This window comes from Phocoenobacter uteri (genome assembly GCF_900454895.1).
Lineage (GTDB): Bacteria > Pseudomonadota > Gammaproteobacteria > Enterobacterales > Pasteurellaceae > Phocoenobacter > Phocoenobacter uteri.
This window is the reverse complement of record NZ_UGTA01000001.1, coordinates 186,799-207,405: the sequence shown is the minus strand read 5'-3', so window position 1 is coordinate 207,405 and position 20,607 is coordinate 186,799. Positions and strand designations below refer to the sequence as shown.

At 36.2% G+C, this 20,607-nt stretch carries 21 protein-coding genes, 2 tRNA genes and 1 pseudogene; 12 read left to right on the top strand and 12 right to left on the bottom strand.

Annotated elements, in window-relative coordinates:
• The first annotated feature begins 13 nt into the window (after window positions 1–13).
• Both rlmN and pilW read left to right on the top strand, forming a co-directional pair.
• The gene (gene rlmN, locus DYE60_RS00915; RefSeq protein WP_115314762.1) at window positions 14–1,192 is read left to right on the top strand and encodes a dual-specificity RNA methyltransferase RlmN; all 1,179 of its coding nucleotides are present in this window, start codon (window positions 14–16) and stop codon (window positions 1,190–1,192) included.
• A gap of 28 nt (window positions 1,193–1,220) precedes the next feature.
• Entirely contained in the window at window positions 1,221–1,787 is a 567-nt protein-coding gene (gene pilW / locus DYE60_RS00910; protein WP_115314761.1) for a type IV pilus biogenesis/stability protein PilW, read from the top strand.
• An 8-nt stretch (window positions 1,788–1,795) separates the two neighbouring features.
• On the opposite strand, the gene DYE60_RS00905 is transcribed toward pilW, so the two are convergent.
• Both DYE60_RS00905 and DYE60_RS00900 read right to left on the bottom strand, forming a co-directional pair.
• Window positions 1,796–2,200, bottom strand: a complete 405-nt coding sequence (locus DYE60_RS00905) for a DUF2251 domain-containing protein (RefSeq protein WP_115314760.1) — start codon at window positions 2,198–2,200, stop codon at window positions 1,796–1,798.
• Between the two features lie 77 nt (window positions 2,201–2,277).
• On the bottom strand, window positions 2,278–3,669 hold the full coding sequence (locus DYE60_RS00900; RefSeq protein ID WP_115314759.1) for an MATE family efflux transporter: 1,392 nt from the start codon (window positions 3,667–3,669) through the stop codon (window positions 2,278–2,280).
• Between the two features lie 196 nt (window positions 3,670–3,865).
• Between DYE60_RS00900 and rpsF the strand changes: the two genes are divergently transcribed.
• From rpsF to typA, 8 genes and pseudogenes are all read left to right on the top strand, one after another.
• Complete coding sequence (gene rpsF / locus DYE60_RS00895) at window positions 3,866–4,231, top strand: 30S ribosomal protein S6 (RefSeq protein WP_115314758.1); 366 nt, start codon at window positions 3,866–3,868, stop codon at window positions 4,229–4,231.
• A gap of 1 nt (window position 4,232) precedes the next feature.
• Window positions 4,233–4,581 (top strand): annotated as a pseudogene (priB, locus tag DYE60_RS00890) (primosomal replication protein N).
• On the top strand, window positions 4,556–4,783 hold the full coding sequence (gene rpsR, locus DYE60_RS00885) for a 30S ribosomal protein S18 (RefSeq protein WP_005598105.1): 228 nt from the start codon (window positions 4,556–4,558) through the stop codon (window positions 4,781–4,783). The pseudogene priB and the gene rpsR overlap by 26 nt, the downstream one beginning before the upstream one ends.
• A gap of 16 nt (window positions 4,784–4,799) precedes the next feature.
• A complete protein-coding gene (gene rplI / locus DYE60_RS00880; protein ID WP_115314756.1) occupies window positions 4,800–5,249 on the top strand; it encodes a 50S ribosomal protein L9 in 450 nt (149 codons plus the stop codon).
• A gap of 243 nt (window positions 5,250–5,492) precedes the next feature.
• Window positions 5,493–5,687: a hypothetical protein gene (locus DYE60_RS00875; protein WP_115314755.1), complete on the top strand. Its 195-nt coding sequence runs from the start codon at window positions 5,493–5,495 to the stop codon at window positions 5,685–5,687.
• Between the two features lie 569 nt (window positions 5,688–6,256).
• Window positions 6,257–6,332: transfer RNA gene (locus DYE60_RS00870), tRNA-Gly, on the top strand.
• Between the two features lie 5 nt (window positions 6,333–6,337).
• Window positions 6,338–6,411 (top strand) — tRNA-Cys (locus tag DYE60_RS00865).
• Window positions 6,412–6,625: 214 nt separating this feature from the next.
• The gene (typA, locus tag DYE60_RS00860; protein ID WP_115314754.1) at window positions 6,626–8,458 is read left to right on the top strand and encodes a translational GTPase TypA; all 1,833 of its coding nucleotides are present in this window, start codon (window positions 6,626–6,628) and stop codon (window positions 8,456–8,458) included.
• A gap of 623 nt (window positions 8,459–9,081) precedes the next feature.
• Here the strand turns inward: typA and DYE60_RS00855 are convergent.
• Window positions 9,082–10,395 (bottom strand): NCS2 family permease, encoded by a 1,314-nt coding sequence (locus DYE60_RS00855; protein WP_115314753.1) that lies wholly within the window; start codon window positions 10,393–10,395, stop codon window positions 9,082–9,084.
• 296 nt (window positions 10,396–10,691) lie between these two features.
• Here DYE60_RS00855 and DYE60_RS00850 point away from each other — a divergent pair, with 296 nt between their 5' ends.
• Both DYE60_RS00850 and DYE60_RS00845 read left to right on the top strand, forming a co-directional pair.
• Window positions 10,692–11,741 carry a GMP reductase gene (locus DYE60_RS00850; RefSeq protein WP_115314752.1) on the top strand — a complete coding sequence of 350 codons (1,050 nt, stop codon included), beginning with the start codon at window positions 10,692–10,694 and terminating at the stop codon, window positions 11,739–11,741.
• A gap of 227 nt (window positions 11,742–11,968) precedes the next feature.
• Window positions 11,969–12,559 (top strand): opacity family porin, encoded by a 591-nt coding sequence (locus tag DYE60_RS00845; protein WP_172460342.1) that lies wholly within the window; start codon window positions 11,969–11,971, stop codon window positions 12,557–12,559.
• A gap of 79 nt (window positions 12,560–12,638) precedes the next feature.
• On the opposite strand, the gene DYE60_RS00840 is transcribed toward DYE60_RS00845, so the two are convergent.
• From DYE60_RS00840 to DYE60_RS00800, 9 genes are all read right to left on the bottom strand, one after another.
• Entirely contained in the window at window positions 12,639–13,502 is an 864-nt protein-coding gene (locus tag DYE60_RS00840; RefSeq protein ID WP_115314750.1) for an acyl-CoA thioesterase, read from the bottom strand.
• A 55-nt stretch (window positions 13,503–13,557) separates the two neighbouring features.
• Complete coding sequence (gene mnmA, locus DYE60_RS00835) at window positions 13,558–14,709, bottom strand: tRNA 2-thiouridine(34) synthase MnmA (protein WP_115316398.1); 1,152 nt, start codon at window positions 14,707–14,709, stop codon at window positions 13,558–13,560.
• A gap of 4 nt (window positions 14,710–14,713) precedes the next feature.
• Window positions 14,714–14,959, bottom strand: coding sequence for a (Na+)-NQR maturation NqrM (nqrM, locus tag DYE60_RS00830; RefSeq protein ID WP_115314749.1), 246 nt, complete (start codon window positions 14,957–14,959; stop codon window positions 14,714–14,716).
• A 19-nt stretch (window positions 14,960–14,978) separates the two neighbouring features.
• Window positions 14,979–16,022: an FAD:protein FMN transferase gene (locus tag DYE60_RS00825; protein WP_115314748.1), complete on the bottom strand. Its 1,044-nt coding sequence runs from the start codon at window positions 16,020–16,022 to the stop codon at window positions 14,979–14,981.
• Between the two features lie 122 nt (window positions 16,023–16,144).
• Window positions 16,145–17,371, bottom strand: a complete 1,227-nt coding sequence (gene nqrF, locus DYE60_RS00820; protein WP_115314747.1) for an NADH:ubiquinone reductase (Na(+)-transporting) subunit F — start codon at window positions 17,369–17,371, stop codon at window positions 16,145–16,147.
• Between the two features lie 12 nt (window positions 17,372–17,383).
• The gene (nqrE, locus tag DYE60_RS00815) at window positions 17,384–17,980 is read right to left on the bottom strand and encodes an NADH:ubiquinone reductase (Na(+)-transporting) subunit E (protein WP_115314746.1); all 597 of its coding nucleotides are present in this window, start codon (window positions 17,978–17,980) and stop codon (window positions 17,384–17,386) included.
• Between the two features lie 2 nt (window positions 17,981–17,982).
• Window positions 17,983–18,609 (bottom strand): NADH:ubiquinone reductase (Na(+)-transporting) subunit D, encoded by a 627-nt coding sequence (locus DYE60_RS00810; protein ID WP_115314745.1) that lies wholly within the window; start codon window positions 18,607–18,609, stop codon window positions 17,983–17,985.
• The gene (locus tag DYE60_RS00805; RefSeq protein WP_115314744.1) at window positions 18,609–19,382 is read right to left on the bottom strand and encodes a Na(+)-translocating NADH-quinone reductase subunit C; all 774 of its coding nucleotides are present in this window, start codon (window positions 19,380–19,382) and stop codon (window positions 18,609–18,611) included. Before DYE60_RS00805 ends, DYE60_RS00810 begins: the two co-directional genes overlap by 1 nt.
• Entirely contained in the window at window positions 19,375–20,607 is a 1,233-nt protein-coding gene (locus DYE60_RS00800) for an NADH:ubiquinone reductase (Na(+)-transporting) subunit B (protein ID WP_115314743.1), read from the bottom strand. The genes DYE60_RS00805 and DYE60_RS00800 overlap by 8 nt, the downstream gene beginning before the upstream one ends.

Sequence of the window (20,607 nt, the reverse complement as noted above, 5' to 3'; positions counted from 1 at the left end):
ATAACGAGGCTATATGTCAGACCAAACAACATTAGAACAAACAACTCAACCAAATAAAATCGCTGTACAGCACCCAAAATCAGATAAAATCAATCTGATGAATTTAACGCGTGCAGAAATGCGAGATCTTTTTAAAGAAATGGGCGAAAAACCCTTTCGTGCCGATCAATTGGTAAAATGGATTTACCATTTCGGCGAAGATAATTTTGATAATATGACCAATATCAATAAGGTATTGCGTGAAAAATTAAAAGCGATTGCTGAGATTAAAGCACCAGAAGTGGCGGTGGAACAACGCTCTGCAGACGGTACGATCAAATGGGCAATGCAAGTGGGCGATCAGCAAGTGGAAACTGTTTATATTCCTGAAGGCGACCGTGCAACACTTTGTGTTTCATCGCAAGTGGGCTGTGCCTTAGAATGTACTTTCTGCTCAACGGCTCAACAAGGCTTTAACCGTAATTTAACGGTATCTGAAATTATCGGTCAGGTATGGCGTGCAGCAAAAATCATCGGAAACTTTGGTGTCACAGGCGTACGCCCTATTACCAATGTGGTAATGATGGGAATGGGTGAGCCATTGTTAAATATGAAAAATGTGATTCCAGCAATGGAAATTATGTTAGATGATTTTGCTTATGGTTTGTCAAAACGCCGCGTTACCCTTTCAACATCAGGGGTTGTACCAGCATTAGATAAATTGCGTGAACAGATTGATGTGGCTTTAGCGATTTCATTACACGCCCCAAATGATGAAATTCGTGATGAAATTGTGCCGATCAACAAAAAATATAATATTGAAATGTTGATGAATTCGGTGAATGAATATTTAAAAGTATCCAATGCCAATCACGGCAAGGTGACTATTGAATATGTCATGCTTTCACACGTTAATGATGGCGTTGAACACGCTCATCAGCTAGCAGAGGTGTTGAAAAATACCCCTTGTAAAATTAACTTAATTCCGTGGAATCCGTTCCCAGAAGCACCTTATCAAAAGAGTTCAAATTCTCGAATTGATCGCTTCCAAAAAGCGTTAATGGAATATGGATTTACCGTTATTGTGCGTAAAACACGTGGCGATGATATTGATGCGGCTTGTGGTCAGCTTGCGGGTGACGTGATTGATAGAACAAAACGTACAATGGAAAAACGTAAATTTGGTCAAGGAATTAACGTTCGACAAAATTAAACCATAACCAAAAAATAGAGAGGTTTATATGAAATTTGCAAAATTCTATAAAAATTTAACCGCTTACTTAACGGTTTTCATTTTAGCTGGCTGTGTTTCTACTCAAACAGACCTCTCTATCAATCGTACTGATGCAATGAAAGCAAGGTTAAACCTTGCTTTGGCGTATCTGAAAGAAAATAATTATCCAAAAGCCAAGCTAAATATTGATAAAGCTATTGAACATAATGCTCAGGATTATCTGCCTTATTCCGTGTTAGCTTACTATTATCAGCAAACAGGTAATGTTGCCAAAGCGACAGAAACCTATCAACAAGCGGTCACTTTTAGTCAGAAATTTACTAAAAATCAGCAACCGCGTCCTGATGTATTAAATAATTATGGGACATTCTTGTGTAAACAAGGGCAATTTGAACAGGCGTATTCTCAATTTGAGCAGGCTCTTAGCAGTGAACAGCCTTATTATCATCAAGCCGATACCTTAGAAAATATTGTGCTTTGTGCCAAAACGGAAAAAAACCTTGCTCAAATGAACAAGGCTTTAAATCAGTTAAAAATGGTCGATCAGGCAAGAGCTGAAAAATTAGACCTATAGTTTAAGGTTTAAGATAACCACTCTGTCACTAATTCTTCCGTTACTTCCTTATGCGTCCACATTGTTTCAGGTTGTGGCTCTGGGAATTTATTATGGTTGTAGCCCACTAATCCGCTAAAATCAAAACTAGCGTGTGGATAATCATTCACTAATAAATAAGCCTGATAGCCTGTTTCGTCCCAACAAATTTGTAATTTACGCGGTTGCTCACGCTCTTTGGTGGCATCAACATTATAAATATGCAATGAATCCACCACTGGCTGACCAACATTCTTTAAATCTAACGCATAAAAATAACCTGTTTCGCCGTCATCTTCAAAAATAACCACTAAATTATCGTGCTGAGTTGAATGCACACCAACTTGTTTGGTTTTACCAATCAATAATTCATCTTCAAGAGCTAAATGTAACATTATGTTTCCTTTATCTTATATTGTACTTCTGAATTTTATCACAAATAAGCGGTTAAATTTATTTATGAATTTGCAAATTATTTAATATTTTCCAATCGTTCAATCAACTCATCTGCAGGCACTTGCTGAATTTTATAAACTTGATAAAACAATAAAATCGCAACGGTCACAAGGGATACACAGAATATCACCCAAAATCCTTTGGCTGCCATTGGTTCTACAATCCAGTCTGTTCGCGATAAAATATAACCGAACGGCATACCAATTCCCCAATAACCGAACATTGTGATATAGGTAATTGGCTTGGTATGTTTATAGCCTCTTAAAATACCGTTACATATAGCTTGAACCGCGTCAGGTAATTGATAAATTGCTACAAAAATAAGTAATGAGGCTGCCATTGTAATAGATGCCGTATTTTGTGTGAAAAGATGTGGAATGAGATGTCTAAATGACACAATGAATATTGCGGTAATTGTCGTAAACAGAAGTGCTGTACCGATAGAGTAATAACTTAAGTATTTTGCTTCTTCAACATCTTTGCGACCTAAAGCTTGCCCAATCATAATACTCACCCCAATGCCCACTGAAAGCGGAATCATAAAGAAAAACGAACTTGTTTGTAACGCAACTTGATGACTAGCCACTACCTGAGATCCTAACGGAGAAAGTAAAAGTGCAGAGGTTGAGAAAAGCATAACTTCTGTAAATGTGGCGAAGGCAATCGGCAAGCCTAAACGCGTAATCTTACATAATGTGTCTTTATTTGGTCGTTCAAAGACAGGGCTAAAAAGCTCAATATCCTTTTGCGTTGTGGTTGTTTTACAATAATGCAATAACATCAAAAACATTGACCAATTCACAATTGCTGTTGCCACACCACATCCAACCGCCCCTAATTCAGGCAGTCCAAATTTACCAAAAATAAAGATATAATTTAAAATAATATTTAATAGTAGCCCAATAAATGTGATAAACATAGCTGGTTTTGTCGTCGATAATCCGTCATTTAAACAACGTAAATTAACCATTAGTAATGCAGGAATCACGGCTAATGCCATCAGCGTTAAATATTGCTGAGATTTAAGTGAAAATTCAGCCGGAGCATCCATAAAATCTAAGATCCAATGGCTATTAGTAAAAATAAGAATCAGTGGAATGCTTAAGGTAAATACGATCCAATAACCTTGACGGATCTGATGTGCGATAAGTTCACGCTGCCCAGAGCCATTCAGGTATGACACAATTGGCGTAATGGCATAAATAATCCCTAATACAAACAGAAAGAGAGGAAAATAAATAGAATTACTCACTGCGATTGCAGACACATCGTTATCACTGACCAGCCCTGCCATCACAATATCGGAAAATCCCATTCCTGACATTGATAACTGAGAAATAAAAATAGGGGTGGATAACTTGAATAATTTTTTAATATTTTCTAAATAGTGTTGACGGTTAAATTTCATTTTGGGCCTCTTTATACTTGATGATATATTATACTCCCAAGCGGTCAAATTGACTAAACATTTTGCAAAAATTTACTTGTTAAATGCAAAATAATCCGTATAATGTCGCCCTTAGCCACATTTTATTTTTTATCCTTGCTTTCGAAGGCTTCGTGGCTGGTCTATCTCGAAGGCTGATTAACCCGTAAGGATCAATATGCGTCACTACGAAATCGTTTTTATGGTTCACCCGGACCAAAGCGAACAAGTACCTGGTATGATCGAACGTTATACTACTTCTGTTAAAGAAGCTAATGGTCAAGTTCATCGCTTAGAAGATTGGGGTCGTCGTCAATTAGCGTACCCAATTAACAAACTACACAAAGCACACTACGTGTTAATGAATGTAGAAGCGCCTCAAGCAGTAATCGACGAGCTAGAAACAAACTTCCGTTTTAATGATGCCGTTCTTCGTAACGTTGTCATTCGTACTAAGCACGCCGTAACAGAAGCTTCACCAATGGCTAAAGCAAAAGACGAGCGTAAAGCTCCTGAAGCTAAAGCTGAGGAAGCGGGCGAGTAATTTGTTCGTTGAGAATTGTTTAATTCTAGCAGGCTATGTTGCCACAACAGTTAAACAGAACTTAAGCCCTGCAAAGATACCGACTTACAGTTTTTATTTAGAACACCGTTCTAATCAAACCGAAGTCAATTTACAACGCCAAGTGTGGTGTAAAATAAAAGTAGTATTAGCAGGCGAACAATTTAGTACACAAACAAAACATATTACGGTCGGTTGTAAAGTGAGAGTTAAAGGTTTTATCCATTCTCACAAAGACTATAACGGTTTAAACCAATTAGTTTTACATACCGAACAAATTGAATTTATAGATTAGGAGAAGCCAATATGGCACGTTATTTCCGTCGTCGTAAGTTCTGCCGTTTTACAGCGGAAAATGTTGTTGAAATCGATTACAAAGATATCGCTACATTAAAGAACTACATTTCAGAAAGCGGCAAAATTGTACCAAGCCGCATCACTGGTACTCGTGCGAAGTATCAACGTCAATTAGCACGCGCAATCAAACGCGCACGTTACCTTGCGTTGTTACCATACACTGACAATCATCAGTAAGAAGAGGGATCAGTAAATGCAAGTTATTTTATTAGACAAAGTTGCACACCTAGGTAGCGTGGGCGACCAAGTAAATGTTAAATCAGGTTTTGCACGTAACTACTTAATCCCACAAGGTAAAGCAGTTATGGCAACTAAAGCAAACATTGAACACTTCGAAGCACGTCGTGCAGAATTAGAAGCAAAAGCAGCAGCAGTATTAGCTGAGGCTCAAGCTCGTGCAGACAAAATCGGTGCATTAGAAGTTGTTACTATCGCATCAAACGCTGGTGAAGATGGCCGTTTATTCGGTTCAATCGGTGCTCGTGATATTGCTGACGCAGTATCTAAAGCAGGCGTTGAATTAGCGAAAAGTGAAGTACGTTTAGGCGAAGGTCCACTTCGTACATTAGGCGAATTCACTGTTAAAGTTCAACTTCACGCAGAAGTTGCTTCACAAGTAACTATCGTTGTTGTTGCAGAGTAATCTTTAACAAAACGTAACGATTTTAAACCGCTTAGTTTATTGACTAAGCGGTTTTTTATTTCTTTTATTCTCCTCATTAAAATTAAAAATTTCACTAAAAACTTGCTTAATTGTTTTTTTGCATAATACTTCCTCGTTTTACACATAATAAAAATATGTATTTTAAAAAATGGAAAACAACTATTAGTTACCAAGCAAGGAAATAACTGTGTGTATTCTTGTAGTCGGCAAGGAAAGCCTAAAATGGTATTTAAAAATAAGATAGAGCGAGTTAATATCGGTGCCAAAATACACATAATATATCCTGTAATAAAAAATAAAGGTATTGAGTATTGGATATGGAAGAATTTTAAAAACGAAGATAATGTGAGTGTGAATATTTCAGTTCTTAAAACAGGTAAACGCCTTATAATTTATGCCTTGAAATATATAGCTTAGGCAATTATAAACAGAAACTAATAAAACTAAGCGGTCATTTTTAAACGAAATTTTACCATTTTAGAAATAGTTTTTTCTATACATCGGGATCTATTTCTACTTACTTTCTCTTTTTTAAATCTCTCTCGGCTCTAGTGAATGTTTTTGGATAAAACATAACCTCATATTAGAATATAAAGTTCTCTCATCTCTTCTGATTTTTTATCGAATAACAGTTTGTATATTCTCTGAATATCGTAATTTAATCACTAAACTAAAAATGGAAAACAGCCTTGAATTAGCAACTCAATCAGAAATTGAACACTTTAAAAAGAGAAGTTAAAATTAAAGGATGAAATGTATCAGATTTTAAGATATCAGTAATCATTCTAAAGTATAGAGAATTTATATAAACATTAAGTTAAGAATGCTCTATATTTTCTTATTCAACGCCTTTGTTTAAGCATAACTTACAAACAATGATCTTTTTTTAATCATACGACATAAATTATTTAAAATTTATTTGACACACATATAAAAATCCGTAAAATGCGTCCCTGTTACGGTAATTATTACCGACTCCTTAATATGCGGGAATAGCTCAGTTGGTAGAGCACGACCTTGCCAAGGTCGGGGTCGCGAGTTCGAGCCTCGTTTCCCGCTCCATTATTGGTACGCTAGCAAAGCGGTTATGCACTGGATTGCAAATCCATGTAGCTCGGTTCGACTCCGGGGCGTACCTCCATTTATTTCCTAATCTATTGAAACTAAAAAATTATTTGATTTTTTCTTTCTGTAAACGAAATATTCTGTATGGCTTTTACTAAAAACATCTCTTTTTTATAAAAGAATAATTATTAAAATAGCTATCTATTAAGCAAGATTAACAGTATAATTAACCGTTTTTAGGAAAATAAAAGCCTAAAAAACATTTTTAAATAAACAATGAAGACAATAAAATGACACAAAATTTAGATATAACAAAATTGCGTAATATCGCAATTATTGCTCACGTTGACCACGGTAAAACGACCCTTGTAGATAAACTTCTACAACAATCAGGTACCTTTGAAGAAACACGTGGTGACGTTGATGAACGAGTTATGGACTCAAACGATCTTGAAAAAGAACGTGGAATCACAATTTTAGCAAAAAATACAGCGATTAACTGGAACGACTATCACATCAATATCGTAGATACCCCAGGACACGCGGACTTCGGTGGCGAAGTTGAACGTGTACTTTCAATGGTTGACTCTGTATTACTTGTTGTAGATGCTTTTGATGGCCCAATGCCACAAACTCGTTTTGTAACCCAAAAAGCATTTGCTCACGGTTTAAAACCAATCGTTGTCATCAATAAAGTTGACCGTCCAGGTGCACGCCCTGATTGGGTAGTAGATCAAATCTTTGATTTATTCGTGAACCTTGATGCAACCGATGAACAATTAGATTTCCCTATTATTTATGCATCAGCATTAAATGGTGTTGCAGGTTTAGAACACGAAAGCTTAGAAGCGGATATGACACCATTATTCAAAGCTATCGTGAAACACGTTGAGCCACCAAAAGTAGAACTTAACGGTACTTTCCAAATGCAAATTTCACAGCTTGATTATAATAGCTATGTAGGCGTTATTGGTATTGGCCGTATCAAACGTGGTTCTGTAAAACCGGGACAACAAGTTACTATCATTGATAGTGAAGGTAAAAAACGCAACGGTAAAGTTGGACAAGTTTTAAGCCACTTAGGTTTAGAGCGTTATGAAGCAGAAGTTGCAAATGCAGGCGATATCGTTGCAATTACTGGTTTAGGCGAATTAAATATTTCTGATACTGTTTGTGATACTAACAATGTTGATGCACTTCCAGCATTAAGCGTTGATGAGCCAACAGTAACCATGTTCTTCTGTGTAAACACTTCACCATTCTGTGGTAAAGAAGGAAAATTTGTGACTTCTCGTCAGATCTTAGAGCGTTTACGTAAAGAGTTAGTTCACAACGTAGCATTACGTGTTGAAGAAACAGAAGATCCAGACGCATTCCGTGTATCTGGTCGTGGTGAACTTCACTTATCAGTATTGATTGAAAATATGCGTCGTGAAGGCTACGAATTAGCCGTATCACGTCCAAAAGTAATTTTCCGTGAAATTGACGGTCGTAAACAAGAGCCTTTCGAGCAAGTGACTGTGGATGTTGAAGAACAGCATCAAGGTGCGGTAATGGAAGCTTTAGGTCTTCGTAAAGGTGAAGTAAAAGATATGTCATCAGACGGTAAAGGACGTACTCGTATCGAATACATCATCCCAAGTCGTGGCTTAATCGGTTTCCGTAGTGACTTTATGACGATGACATCTGGTACTGGTTTACTTTATTCAAGCTTCAGTCATTATGATGATATTAAACCTGGTGAAATCGGTAAACGTAAAAACGGTGTATTGATTTCAAATGCAACAGGTAAAGCACTTGCGTTCGCATTATTCGGTTTACAAGAACGTGGTAAATTATTGATTGATCACGCTGTTGAAGTTTATGAAGGTCAAATTATCGGTATCCATAGCCGTTCGAATGACTTAACCGTAAACTGTTTACAAGGTAAAAAATTAACGAATATGCGTGCATCTGGTAAAGATGAAGCGATTTCATTAACAACACCTGTTAAATTTACCCTTGAACAAGCGATTGAGTTTATCGATGATGATGAATTAGTAGAAGTAACGCCAACTTCTATCCGTATTCGTAAAAAATTCTTAACAGAATTAGACCGTCGTCGTGCGGCACGTAATAGCTAATTTCATAAAAAATTAGACAACTAAAAATAAAAGCAGATTTCTAATAATATAGGAATCTGCTTTTTTGTTTTCATTTATTGCTCTACCTTGTTAAATTTATCGATAAAAACAACTAGTTAAAACATCAATAACAGTTCCAACACTGCCTCAAACTTTCTAAGTTAGATAAAAAAATATGTAAATTGTTATAAAAATATCACCGCTTCACAAATGATTTATATGAGCATTGATAATTATATTAACACCTCAGAATGCATTTATATTGATGCTGTAAATTAAGAGTAAGTAACTTCTTTATCTAAAAAAATCAACGTACTATTTTATCTGCTTTTTAGTTTTTATTTATAACTCGACTTTGTTAGATGTGCCGATACAAGATACCCCTATTCAAATAATCAATATCAGTTTCACCTCAACTCCAACATTTTTAATTAGATAAAAATATGTAAATTTTAATAAAAATATAACCGCTTCATAAATAATTGATAATGATTCACTTATCTTCGTAGATCTATGCTATCAATAAAATTTATCAATTAGTGACATCTTTATCTAAAAAATAAAAGCAGCACTCTATTTAAATAGAGTACTGCTTTTTTACATCTTTTTATAATACTATTTGGCTAAATTGCCCAGTCAAAAGCATAAAATGAAACAAGGATAACCGCAATAATTACTGTACCAATATTAAGTTTTTTGAACTCACTGGCAACAATTCTTCCTATCACAAGTGTTGCAAAACCAAGCATAATACCTGTTACTATGTTCGCTGTTAATACAATAAACACTGCACAAACTAAGCCTGACATAGCTCCGATAAAATCATTAAAATCTAATTTTGAGACATTACTTAGCATCAACAATCCAACATACATTAACGCGGGTGCTGTTGCATAACCAGGTACTAAAAAAGCAAGAGGCTGAAAGCACAGCATAACAAGAAAGAGTATACCAACAACAACCGCGGTTAAGCCTGTTTTACCACCTACGGCTGTTCCTGCCGCCGATTCAATATAAACCGCAGCTGGGGCTGAGCCAAATAATCCTGATAAAATACTGCTTAATGAATCAGACGTTAATGCCTTGCCACCATTGATGATTTGATTATCTCTATCTAATAGTTCAGCCTGCCCTGCAACTGCTCGAATCGTACCTGTGGCATCAAATACCGCCGTCATCACTAATGCAAAAACCACTGGTAAAATTTTAGGATCTAATGCCCCTATCACATCTAATTTTAATAATTGCGAATTTTCGCCAAATGTTGGAAGTTTAAAAATCTCACCATTGAAATGTACATTAGGATCGAAAGCTAAGCCGATCGCGGTAATGCCTATAATAACCCATAAAATACTACCCTTCACTTTTAAGCGTTCTAGACCAATAATGGTGGTTAATCCTAACAACGACATAATGACAGGAAAAGAAGCAAAGTCTCCCATTTTTACTGGTAAGCCAGCTTGATTAGATACCACTAATCCAACACCGTTAGCTGCGATGAGTAATAAGAATAATCCGATACCAATGCCTGCACCGTGAGCAATACTAATCGGTAAATTACGTAAAATCCATGCACGAATGCCCGTTACAGAGATTAAAGTAAACACAACCCCCATTAAGAAAATTGCCCCTAATGCCACAGGCACAGAAACACCTTGTCCCAATACTAAGCTAAATGCAGTGAATGCAGTCAGGGAAATTGCACAACCTATCGCCATTGGCATATTTGCCCACACACCAATAATAATTGAGCCAATCCCTGCCACTAAGCAAGTCGCTACAAAAACAGAATCTGCGGGAAATCCAGCCTTACTTAACATATCCGGAACAACAATGACTGAATAAACCATTGCAAGAAAAGTGGTAAGCCCTGCAATTACTTCTTGACGAATAGAAGAACCACGCTGTTTCATTTGAAAAAATGAAGAAAGAGACATAAAAAAAAGATCCTTAGTTAAAATTTAAGGCTATATTCTACTGAATAAACACAATCAACGCAAACGATTGCTTTGCAATTTTAATGAAAAGTAACCGTTTGCTATTTATTTTGTAAATTTTTTGTAAATTACTGTGGTTGTGATTTGACGTAAAAAAATTTTATGCTAAATTCCGTGAGTAATTGCGATCGATATACAAGCAATTCATAATCTGAATTCTCATTTTATGCACTCCAATCGTATCATTGCATTACAAATCTAGTCTTTTTTTTAACTTTATTATTGGGATACATATTATGCTCATTGAAGAACAAGAATACCTAGATTTTGATAATGTCTTAATCAAACCAAAACGTAGTACCCTCAACTCACGTAAAAATGTGACCTTAACTCGAACTTTCAACACCAAAAATAGTAAACTTGAAGTTGAAGGTATTCCTATTATTGCCGCAAATATGGACAGTGTGGGAACATTTGAAATGGCAAAATCCTTAGCTCAATTTCAAATATTTACGGCCATTCATAAATTCTATGAAATCGAAGAATGGGAAAATTTTGCCAAAGAAAATCCTGAAATTTTAAAATATGTGTTTGTCACTATCGGTTCAAGCGATACCGAAATTGAGAAATTACAAAATATTCTTCAAAAAATACCTGAAATTCGAATGATTTGCGTCGATATTGCGAATGGATATAGCGAACATTTCTTAAATCAAGTCAAAAAAGTCCGAGCATTATTTCCTGACAAGGTTCTAATGGCAGGCAATGTCGTTACCTATGAAATTACCGAAGAATTGATTTTAAGTGGTGTCGATATCGTTAAAATTGGGATTGGACCAGGTTCTGTATGTACTACGCGTAAGATGACAGGCGTTGGCGTACCTCAACTTTCGGCAACCATTGAATGTGCAGATGCTGCCCACGGTTTAGGCGGATTAGTCTGCACGGATGGCGGCTGTGTCAACGTTGGCGATATTTCCAAAGCCTTTGGGGCTGGGGCTGATTTTGTTATGCTTGGAGGAATGCTCTCAGCACACAAAGAATCCAATGGTGAAATAATTTTTAGAAATGGCGAACAATTTATGGCTTTCTACGGTATGAGTTCCAGCAAATCGATGAAAAAACACTATGGAAAAGTCAATGATTACCGAGCAAGTGAAGGAAAAGAGGTGCTATTGCCCTATCGTGGCGAAGTGAAACATACCGTGCAAGAAATTTTAGGCGGAATTCGTTCAACCTGCACCTATGTCGGAGCAGATAAATTAAAACATCTCCCTAAACGCACTACTTTTATCAAAGTTAGTCGTCAAATAAATACCGTTTATAATAATTTTGAACGCACTTAAGCACTCTCCCCCTCTCAATTTACAAGTTGAGAGGGCTTCTCTTATTTTTGCAAAAACCTTCCAAAATATAACCGCTTACACTACACTTTTTTGGTTAAATTTTGTTGACTAATCATTTTTTTTTTGCACTATAATGCCGTTTTTTCTTAATAAAAAAACAATGCCAATAATAATACTCAATACTTATTAGGCAGCTTACCTATCAATTTTTCAAGAGGATATGAATGATGAAAAAAATGTTAATCGCAGCGACACTTATTAGTCTAACATCAATGGCAAATGCTGGAATAGCCGATGACCGTGGTTTTTATATTGAAGACAATGGCAAAGGACTTTATGTTCAAGGGGATATTGGTTTTTCGCAAATTCATATTGATGAATTAGGAAGTGAGTCAACTCCTGTACAACGTCTTGCTGTTGGATATGATTTTGGTAAATTCCGTTTAGATGTAGATTATACTCGTTATACTGCATTTAAAGAAAAAGAATGTTCTAATGATAGCTGTTTAGATGCTTCGCTTAAATTTAGTGGTGTAGGAGTTAATGCAATCTATAATTTTAACACAGAAGAAGATTTACAACCTTACTTAGGTATCCGTGTTAGTAATAATGAAGGCAAACTTTCTGCGAGTGCAAAAAATGGAAATTCTTCTGCTTATGCAAGTGGTTATGATTCAAGCTTAGGTGTTGGTGCATTGCTTGGTTTAGAATACAGAACAACAAGACATTTATTTATTGGCGGTAAAATCTCTTATGATAAGTTATTCAGTAATGCCAACCAATTTGGTGCAAGTGTAACAACACGTTATAAATTCTAAAAAAGAAAAAAGCAAGCGGTCATTTTTTGTAAGGAATTTACCAAAAATGACCGCTTAAATTTTCAAAAAAGAGACTACTTTACAAATCAGTATATCTGATTGCCCCTTCCTGCTGTACTGTCGCTAATAGCACTCCTTGCTGATTAAATACTTGCCCACGTGTTAACCCTCGCCCACCGAACGCATTTGGACTGTCTAGTGAAAATAATGTCCAATCATTGAGGTTAAAATCACGATGAAACCAAATGCCGTGATCGAGTGTAGCGAAACGAACGCCTTGTTGCATAATCCCCTTTTCGTGAGGATAAAGAGCTATCGGTAAGCAGTGAAAATCAGAAAAATAAGTGAATAAGCATTGCTGTAAACCTTGATTCGTAAAATCTATTTCCCCCATTGTTTTAAACCACACCGACTGTTTTGGCGGTAATTTAGTGCCATTAAAAGGATCGTTCACATATTTAATACGAACATCAAAAGGACGCTCAGCTTGAAATTTTTCTTTTAGATGAGATGGCATTAACGAGGCCATTGCTTTGATCAATTCATTTTCAGAATACAACGAAGTCGGTTCTGCGACCTCAGGCATTGCATTTTGATGTTCAAAGCCCTGCTCTAAAACTTGAAAAGATGCAGTCATTCTGCATAACAGTTCATCGTGTTGTTTGGCAAGAATACTCACACAACTGAAACTTTTGCCTTCTCTCAACAGTTCAGTTTCATAAATAATCGGTAAATGAATGTTTCCTGCGTTGATAAAATAGCAATGAAAGGAGTGTAATTGACGTTCTGATTCAACCACTTGTATTGCAGCACTTAAACCTTGTGCCATTATTTGCCCACCAAAAACCTTTGGTAAACCAAGATCTTCCACGTCACCTTGAAATTTATTTTGTTCAAGTTTAGTTAAAGTTAGAAGCTTAATAAGATTTTTTAATGCGTCCATTTGCTATCCTTCCCTTACATTAAAGGTGTCAATCTGACACCTTTTACTATTAAAACTATTTTAACTGCTCTTCAATAACACCACCACCAAGACAGACTTCATCAAGGTAGAAAACAGCAGATTGACCTGGTGTTACGGCAATTTGTGGTTCATCAAAAATCACTTTGATCGTATTATCATCAATAGGTTGAATTTCACAAGGTACATCAACCTGACGATAACGAGTTTTGACTGAACAGCGTAAATTTTCACGAATTGGCTGGCGATTCACCCAGTGTAATTGCTGAGCAATTAAACCTGTTGAAAGCAATGCACTGTTATCGTGTCCTTGTGCCACAATCAATTCATTATTGATTAAATCTTTTTCAACCACATACCACGGCTCTTCGGATTTATTTTTTAATCCACCAATGCCTAAGCCTTTACGCTGTCCTAAGGTGTGATACATCAAACCTTGATGTTGTCCGATAACTTCACCATCAACGGTTTTAATATCACCCGGTTGAGCAGGTAAATAGCGGGCTAAAAAATCTTTAAATTTACGTTCACCAATAAAACAGATCCCCGTAGAATCTTTTTTCTCAGCAGTGACTAAACCTAAATCTTCGGCAATTTGTCGAACAATCGGCTTTTCAAGCTCACCCACAGGGAATAAACTTTGTGCCACTTGCTCTTTGCTTAGGGTATATAAAAAATAGCTTTGATCTTTGTTGCTGTCTAAACCACGCAACAATTGAGATTGCCCATCAAGATCACGGCGACGCACATAATGCCCTGTTGCAATATAATCCGCACCAAGATCTTCTGCAGCGTATTCCAAGAATGCTTTAAATTTGATTTCTTTATTACATAGAATATCAGGATTTGGCGTTCTGCCCGCTTTGTATTCTTCTAAGAAATGTTCAAAGACATTGTCCCAATATTCTGCGGCAAAGTTGATTTTATGTAATTTAATGCCTAATCTGTCACACACAGCTTGTGCATCAGCTAAATCTGCCGCTGCGGTACAATAATCCGTGTCGTCATCTTCTTCCCAGTTTTTCATAAACAAGCCTTCTACTTGATAGCCTTGTTGTTGAAGAATAAATGCAGACACCGACGAGTCAACCCCACCCGACATACCACAAATTACTTTTTTTGTAGCATTTTCTGCGAGCTGACAAGCGGTCAAATTTGGAAAGGTTTTTGCAAAAGTTTCTGATTTCATCATTTTATTTCACTTCATAAAAAGACGATTCTTTATTAAATCGTTCAAGTTCTTCAGGCTCTGCTTCACCCTTAGCGACTTTATCTTTTAAGTTGTCACAAGGTTCTTCACAATCGCACATTTTTTTCATACCAAGTGCGGTAATTCCCCCACAGCTCCCTTTAATACTTTTACCTTTTACAATATACCCAATAGACATTGCAAAAATAATGGCAATAAAAAAGCCAAAGGTTAATAAGATAGTTTCCATTTTTCACTCCAAAATTAAATTATAAATTCGTTAATTTTTTAAAGGCACTCGACATTTTAGTCTTATAGCCACCTTTCTCTTTAATAATTAAAAAGACGGGTAATTTTTCTTTCTCTGCGATTTCTAACGCTTTATCTGAACCAAGCACAAACAAGCCTGTTGCTAAACCATCTGCTTTCATCGTAGTATCCGCTAAAACAGTCACAGAAGCAAGGTTATGACTAATTGGTTTTAATTTTTTAGGATCGATAATATGAGATAAACGCTTCCCATTTTTATCTTCAAAATAGTTACGATAATTTCCCGATGTTGCCATGCCTAAATCGTGTAAAGGAATGATAATTTGTACTGATGCAGCTTGTTCAAATTCAGGTTTTTCAATCGCAATTTTCCAAGGTTCTTCCTGAATGTTCTCACCTTTCGCTTTTAACTCACCACCAATTTCAACAAGGTAGTTCTTCACGCCCAATTTTTCCAAATAATTCGCTAATTTATCCACACCAAAGCCTTTTGCAATAGAAGATAAATCAATATACACATTTGGATTCTTTTTTAATAATGCTGGCTCATTATCTTTTGATACCAATTTTACTTTCTCAATTCCTACCGCTTTAATTTTTTCCGCAATCTGATCTTGAGTTGGCTCGCGGTTGACTTTTTTATCTGGCCCAAATCCCCACAAATTAACCAAAGGACCAACAGTAATATCTAATGCACCTTCTGTCACTTTATTTAAGTGTACTGCAGTTTTAAATACAGTCGCAAAATCTTCTGAAATAGTAAAAGGTTTATTTACTTCTTTTGATTGATTAAAGCGACTAATTTCAGAATCTCTTTGATATGTGGACATTGAATTATTCACATCAATCAATAAATTATCAATGTCGTCTTTCACTTCTGACGGAGAGGGTAATTCTTTATTTTGATTATCAATATATTTAATATGATAAGTCGTCCCCATCGTTTTGCCTTCAAAGCTAATTTGTTCAGGCTCTTTGCTACAACCTGTTAATAAAAAAACTATAGTTACTATTAAAGTAACTATTTTAAATTTTGCATTCATTATAATTCACCCCACATAAAAATTTATACTGTGCCTATTTTAACACAAAATAAAAAAGCGGTCAGATCTGTAAAAACATTTACATATTTGACCGCTTATAAACTGATTTTATTTAACTACAATTAGCCACCAAAATCATCAAGTAAGATGTTTTCATCTTCAACACCTAAATCTTTTAGCATTCCAATTACAGCTGCATTCATCATTGGAGGTCCACACATATAGTATTCACAATCTTCTGGTGCTTCGTGATCTTTTAAGTAGTTTTCATAAAGCACATTATGAATAAAGCCTGTATAACCCGTCCAATTATCATCTGGTTGTGGATCTGAAAGTGCCACATGCCATTGGAAGTTTTCATTCTCTTTTGCAAGAGTATCAAAATCTTCAACATAGAACATTTCACGTTTTGATCTCGCACCATACCAGAATGACATTTTACGTTTTGATTTTAAACGTTTTAATTGGTCAAAGATATGTGAACGCATTGGCGCCATACCAGCACCACCACCGATAAATACCATTTCAGCATCAGTGTCTTTCGCAAAGAATTCACCGAATGGACCAGAAATAGTTACTTTATCACCTTCTTTTAATGACCAAATGTATGATGACATTTGACCTGGTGGCACGTCTGGATTACGTGGTGGAGGCGTTGCAATACGTACGTTAAGCATAATAATGCCTTTCTCTTCTGGGTATGAAGCCATTGAGTAAGCACGTACGATAGGCTCATCCACTTTAGATACATAACGCCATAAATCAAATTTATCCCAATCTTCGTGATACTCTTTTGGAATATCAAAATCTTTATAAGCAACGGTATGTGGCTCAGCTTCGATTTGGATATATCCACCCGCACGGAATGGTACGTCTTCACCATCAGGAATCGCTAATTTAAGCTCTTTGATGAACGTTGCTTCATTATTGTTAGAAATAACGGTACATTGCCATTTTTTCACACCAAAAATTTCTTCTGGTAATTCAACGTCCATATTTGTTTTAACATTAACTTGGCAAGATAAACGATAACCTTCTTGTGCTTCACGTTTTGTAATGTGTGAAAGTTCAGTTGGTAAAATTTCTCCACCACCACTTTTTACTTTAACTACACACTGACCACAAGAGCCACCGCCCCCACAAGCTGAAGAAACGAAAATCCCTTTGCTACCTAAGGCGTTTAATAATTTACCGCCTGCTGGTAAGGTAATCGCTTTTTCAGGATCATCATTGATTGAAATAGTAATGTCGCCTGAATCCACTAATTTTGATTTTGCAAACAAGATCAGTGCTGCTAGTAAAAATACAATCGCAGTAAATACGACAATACCGAAAATAAAATTACTCATTCGATATGCTCCTTATAGTTGAATACCTGAGAATGACATAAATCCTAATGCCATTAAACCAGCGGTAATAAAGGTAATTCCTAAACCACGAAGTCCTGCTGGAATATCAGCATATTTTAACTTCTCTGTGATCCCTGCAAGAGCAACGATTGCTAACATCCAACCTGTACCAGCACCAATACCATAAACCACTGATTCTGCGAAATTATATTCACGTTGTACCATAAATGATACACCACCAAAAATTGCACAGTTTACGGTAATCAATGGTAAGAAGATCCCCAAAGCGTTATATAATGCTGGGAAAAATTTATCTAATACCATTTCTAAGATTTGTACTAATGCTGCAATTACCCCGATAAAGGTAATAAAGTTGAGGAATGTTAAATCAACCCCTTCAATAAGTGCATTTTCTTTTAGTACGTGAACATAAACCAATTGGTTTACAGGTACAGAAATACCTAAAACCACGATTACCGCAATACCTAAACCAAAAGCAGTTGATACTTTTTTAGATACCGCAAGGAATGTACACATACCAAGGAAGAAAGACAGTGCCATATTTTCAATAAATACGGATTTTACAAATAGACTAATATAATGTTCCATTGTTATTTCTCCACTTGTTCAGGTTTGAGAGTACGAATACCCCAAATTAAGAAACCGATGATAAAGAACGCACTTGGAGCAAGTAAGAACAAGCCATTTGTTTGATACCAACCACCATCTTGAACAGTTTGAAAAACTGTCATTCCAAATAATTTTCCTGAACCAATAAGTTCACGGATGAAGGCAACAGTAATCAAAATTGCACCATAACCTAAACCATTTCCGATACCATCAATAAAGCTTTCTAATGGTGCAGATTTCATTGCAAATGCTTCTGCACGTCCCATTACGATACAGTTTGTGATAATCAAACCAACGAATACGGAAAGCTGTTTAGATAGACCATAAGCATAAGCACGCAAGATTTGGTCAACCAGAATTACTAATGATGCAATAATTGCCATTTGTACAATAATACGCACACTATTAGGAATATAGTTACGGATAATTGAAATAAACAAGTTTGAGAATGCTGTTACAAAAATAACCGCAAACATCATTACTACTGCTGTTTCTAATTTTGTGGTTACCGCTAACGCAGAACAGATACCCAAAATTTGCAATGCAATTGGGTTATTATCCATTACTGGCGATAACAATAACTTTTTCACATTTGATTTATTTGCCATTAGTTAGCTCCTGCTTTGAGTTTTGCTAAATATGGACCAAAGCCATTTTCACTAAACCAATATTTGAATGTACCATCAACACCTCGAGAGGTTAATGTTGCACCAGATAAACCATCGATACCGTGTTCTTTATCTGCTGATGCACCTTTACCAATAGTAATCGCAGACTCACCTTTTTCATTTAGTAATTTTTTACCTTTGAATTGAGCTTGCCATCTTGGGTTTTCAATTTCACCACCTAATCCTGGCGTTTCACCTTGATCATAGTAAGTGATACCATTGATTGTATTACCATCTGGTTGAATTGATACGAAGCCATACATCACTGACCATAAGCCCGTTCCATAAATAGGCACAATCACTTGTTTTAGTTGATTATCTTCGCCTTTAACAAGATAAACTTCAGCATATTTTGCACGAGTACGAAGACTTGCTTTATCATCTTGTGGTGCAATAGCAATGCTTTGAGCAGGATCTTTTGCAGCCACTTTTGCGTCAAAGTTTTTAATGCCTTCAACATAGTCCCCTGTTGCTAAATCAACAATTTTAGGTTCAATATTTTTAGCATAAATTTCTTTAACTACTTTTTTATTAGTCGCACCGTTTAATAAACCTGCTACATTCAAAATGTTTTTTTGTTTATCTAATGCTTTTTGCTCTTCTTGTGCTGATTTTAACAATACTGCCGAACCAGCTACGATAAGAGAACAAACTAAACTTAACAGAACAACGATTGAAATTGTTCCGCCAATGCTATCTTTATTCTTAAACATTACGAGCTCTCCGACGTTTGATATTAGCTTGAACAACAACATAGTCAAATAATGGTGCAAATAAGTTAGCGAATAGAATTGCTAACATCATACCTTCTGGGTATGCTGGATTTGCCACACGAATAATGACACACATTGAACCGATTAACGCACCGTACCACCATTTACCTTTATTAGTAAATGAAGCTGATACAGGGTCAGTTGCCATAAAGAACATACCAAGTGCAAAGCCACCTAATACTAAATGCCAGTACCAAGGCATAGCAAACATTGGATTAGTATTTGAACCGATAAAGTTAAATAGGGTTGAAGTGATGATCATACCGATCATTACACCTGCAATAATACGCCAAGATGCAATACGAGCGAATACGATCATTGCCGCACCAATCGCTAGCATTAAGGTTGAAACTTCACCCATTGAACCTGGAATGTTACCTAAGAAAGCATCCATCCAAGTGATAGATTGACCCGTTACTGCATTGGTTAATGCGCCTTCGCCACCTTGTGCCCACTGTGAAAGTGCTGTCGCACCAGAAAAGCCATCTGCCGCCGTCCAAACAACATCACCTGAGATTTGAGCTGGGTAAGCAAAGAATAAAAACGCACGACCCGCTAATGCTGGGTTCATAAAGTTTTTACCTACACCACCGAATACTTCTTTTGCAACAACCACACCAAATGTCGCTGCTAATGCCGCTTGCCATAATGGTAATGTTGGTGGAACGATCAACGCTAAAAGAATTGAGGTTACAAAGAAACCTTCATTGATTTCGTGACCACGAACCATTGCAAATACCACTTCCCAGAAACCACCTACTAAGAAAATAGTTAAGTAAATTGGCAAGAAGAATGTTGCACCAAGTAGCATTTTGCTAAGAATACCAGCATCAGGGCTTAATGTTGCACCTAATAAATCTGATAAACCATAGTGCCAGTTATTTGCAATACTGTCTGTTAATGAACCTAAATGATGAGTCGCAGCAATTGCTTGTGCCCCAACATTATACATTCCATAAAACATTGCAGGAAATAGAGCTAACCAAACAAAAATCATCATTCGTTTTGAATCTAACGCATCACGAACGTGTGAATCTTTATTGGTCACTGTACCTTGTGTATAGAAAAGTGTATAAGTTGCTTCAAATAAAGCGTACCACTTTTCATATTTCCCACCTTTATGAAAGGCTGGTTCCATTTTTTCAAAAAGATTTTTTAATCCCAT

What these genes read in the sequence shown, in the direction of transcription:
- rlmN (WP_115314762.1), top strand. Translation starts at nt 14, where the DNA reads ATGTCAGACCAAACAACATTAGAACAAACAACTCAACCAAATAAAATC.
- pilW (WP_115314761.1), top strand. Translation starts at nt 1,221, where the DNA reads ATGAAATTTGCAAAATTCTATAAAAATTTAACCGCTTACTTAACGGTT.
- DYE60_RS00905 (WP_115314760.1), bottom strand. Translation starts at nt 2,200, where the DNA reads ATGTTACATTTAGCTCTTGAAGATGAATTATTGATTGGTAAAACCAAA.
- DYE60_RS00900 (WP_115314759.1), bottom strand. Translation starts at nt 3,669, where the DNA reads ATGAAATTTAACCGTCAACACTATTTAGAAAATATTAAAAAATTATTC.
- rpsF (WP_115314758.1), top strand. Translation starts at nt 3,866, where the DNA reads ATGCGTCACTACGAAATCGTTTTTATGGTTCACCCGGACCAAAGCGAA.
- rpsR (WP_005598105.1), top strand. Translation starts at nt 4,556, where the DNA reads ATGGCACGTTATTTCCGTCGTCGTAAGTTCTGCCGTTTTACAGCGGAA.
- rplI (WP_115314756.1), top strand. Translation starts at nt 4,800, where the DNA reads ATGCAAGTTATTTTATTAGACAAAGTTGCACACCTAGGTAGCGTGGGC.
- DYE60_RS00875 (WP_115314755.1), top strand. Translation starts at nt 5,493, where the DNA reads ATGGTATTTAAAAATAAGATAGAGCGAGTTAATATCGGTGCCAAAATA.
- typA (WP_115314754.1), top strand. Translation starts at nt 6,626, where the DNA reads ATGACACAAAATTTAGATATAACAAAATTGCGTAATATCGCAATTATT.
- DYE60_RS00855 (WP_115314753.1), bottom strand. Translation starts at nt 10,395, where the DNA reads ATGTCTCTTTCTTCATTTTTTCAAATGAAACAGCGTGGTTCTTCTATT.
- DYE60_RS00850 (WP_115314752.1), top strand. Translation starts at nt 10,692, where the DNA reads ATGCTCATTGAAGAACAAGAATACCTAGATTTTGATAATGTCTTAATC.
- DYE60_RS00845 (WP_172460342.1), top strand. Translation starts at nt 11,969, where the DNA reads ATGAAAAAAATGTTAATCGCAGCGACACTTATTAGTCTAACATCAATG.
- DYE60_RS00840 (WP_115314750.1), bottom strand. Translation starts at nt 13,502, where the DNA reads ATGGACGCATTAAAAAATCTTATTAAGCTTCTAACTTTAACTAAACTT.
- mnmA (WP_115316398.1), bottom strand. Translation starts at nt 14,709, where the DNA reads ATGAAATCAGAAACTTTTGCAAAAACCTTTCCAAATTTGACCGCTTGT.
- nqrM (WP_115314749.1), bottom strand. Translation starts at nt 14,959, where the DNA reads ATGGAAACTATCTTATTAACCTTTGGCTTTTTTATTGCCATTATTTTT.
- DYE60_RS00825 (WP_115314748.1), bottom strand. Translation starts at nt 16,022, where the DNA reads ATGAATGCAAAATTTAAAATAGTTACTTTAATAGTAACTATAGTTTTT.
- nqrF (WP_115314747.1), bottom strand. Translation starts at nt 17,371, where the DNA reads ATGAGTAATTTTATTTTCGGTATTGTCGTATTTACTGCGATTGTATTT.
- nqrE (WP_115314746.1), bottom strand. Translation starts at nt 17,980, where the DNA reads ATGGAACATTATATTAGTCTATTTGTAAAATCCGTATTTATTGAAAAT.
- DYE60_RS00810 (WP_115314745.1), bottom strand. Translation starts at nt 18,609, where the DNA reads ATGGCAAATAAATCAAATGTGAAAAAGTTATTGTTATCGCCAGTAATG.
- DYE60_RS00805 (WP_115314744.1), bottom strand. Translation starts at nt 19,382, where the DNA reads ATGTTTAAGAATAAAGATAGCATTGGCGGAACAATTTCAATCGTTGTT.
- DYE60_RS00800 (WP_115314743.1), bottom strand. Translation starts at nt 20,607, where the DNA reads ATGGGATTAAAAAATCTTTTTGAAAAAATGGAACCAGCCTTTCATAAA.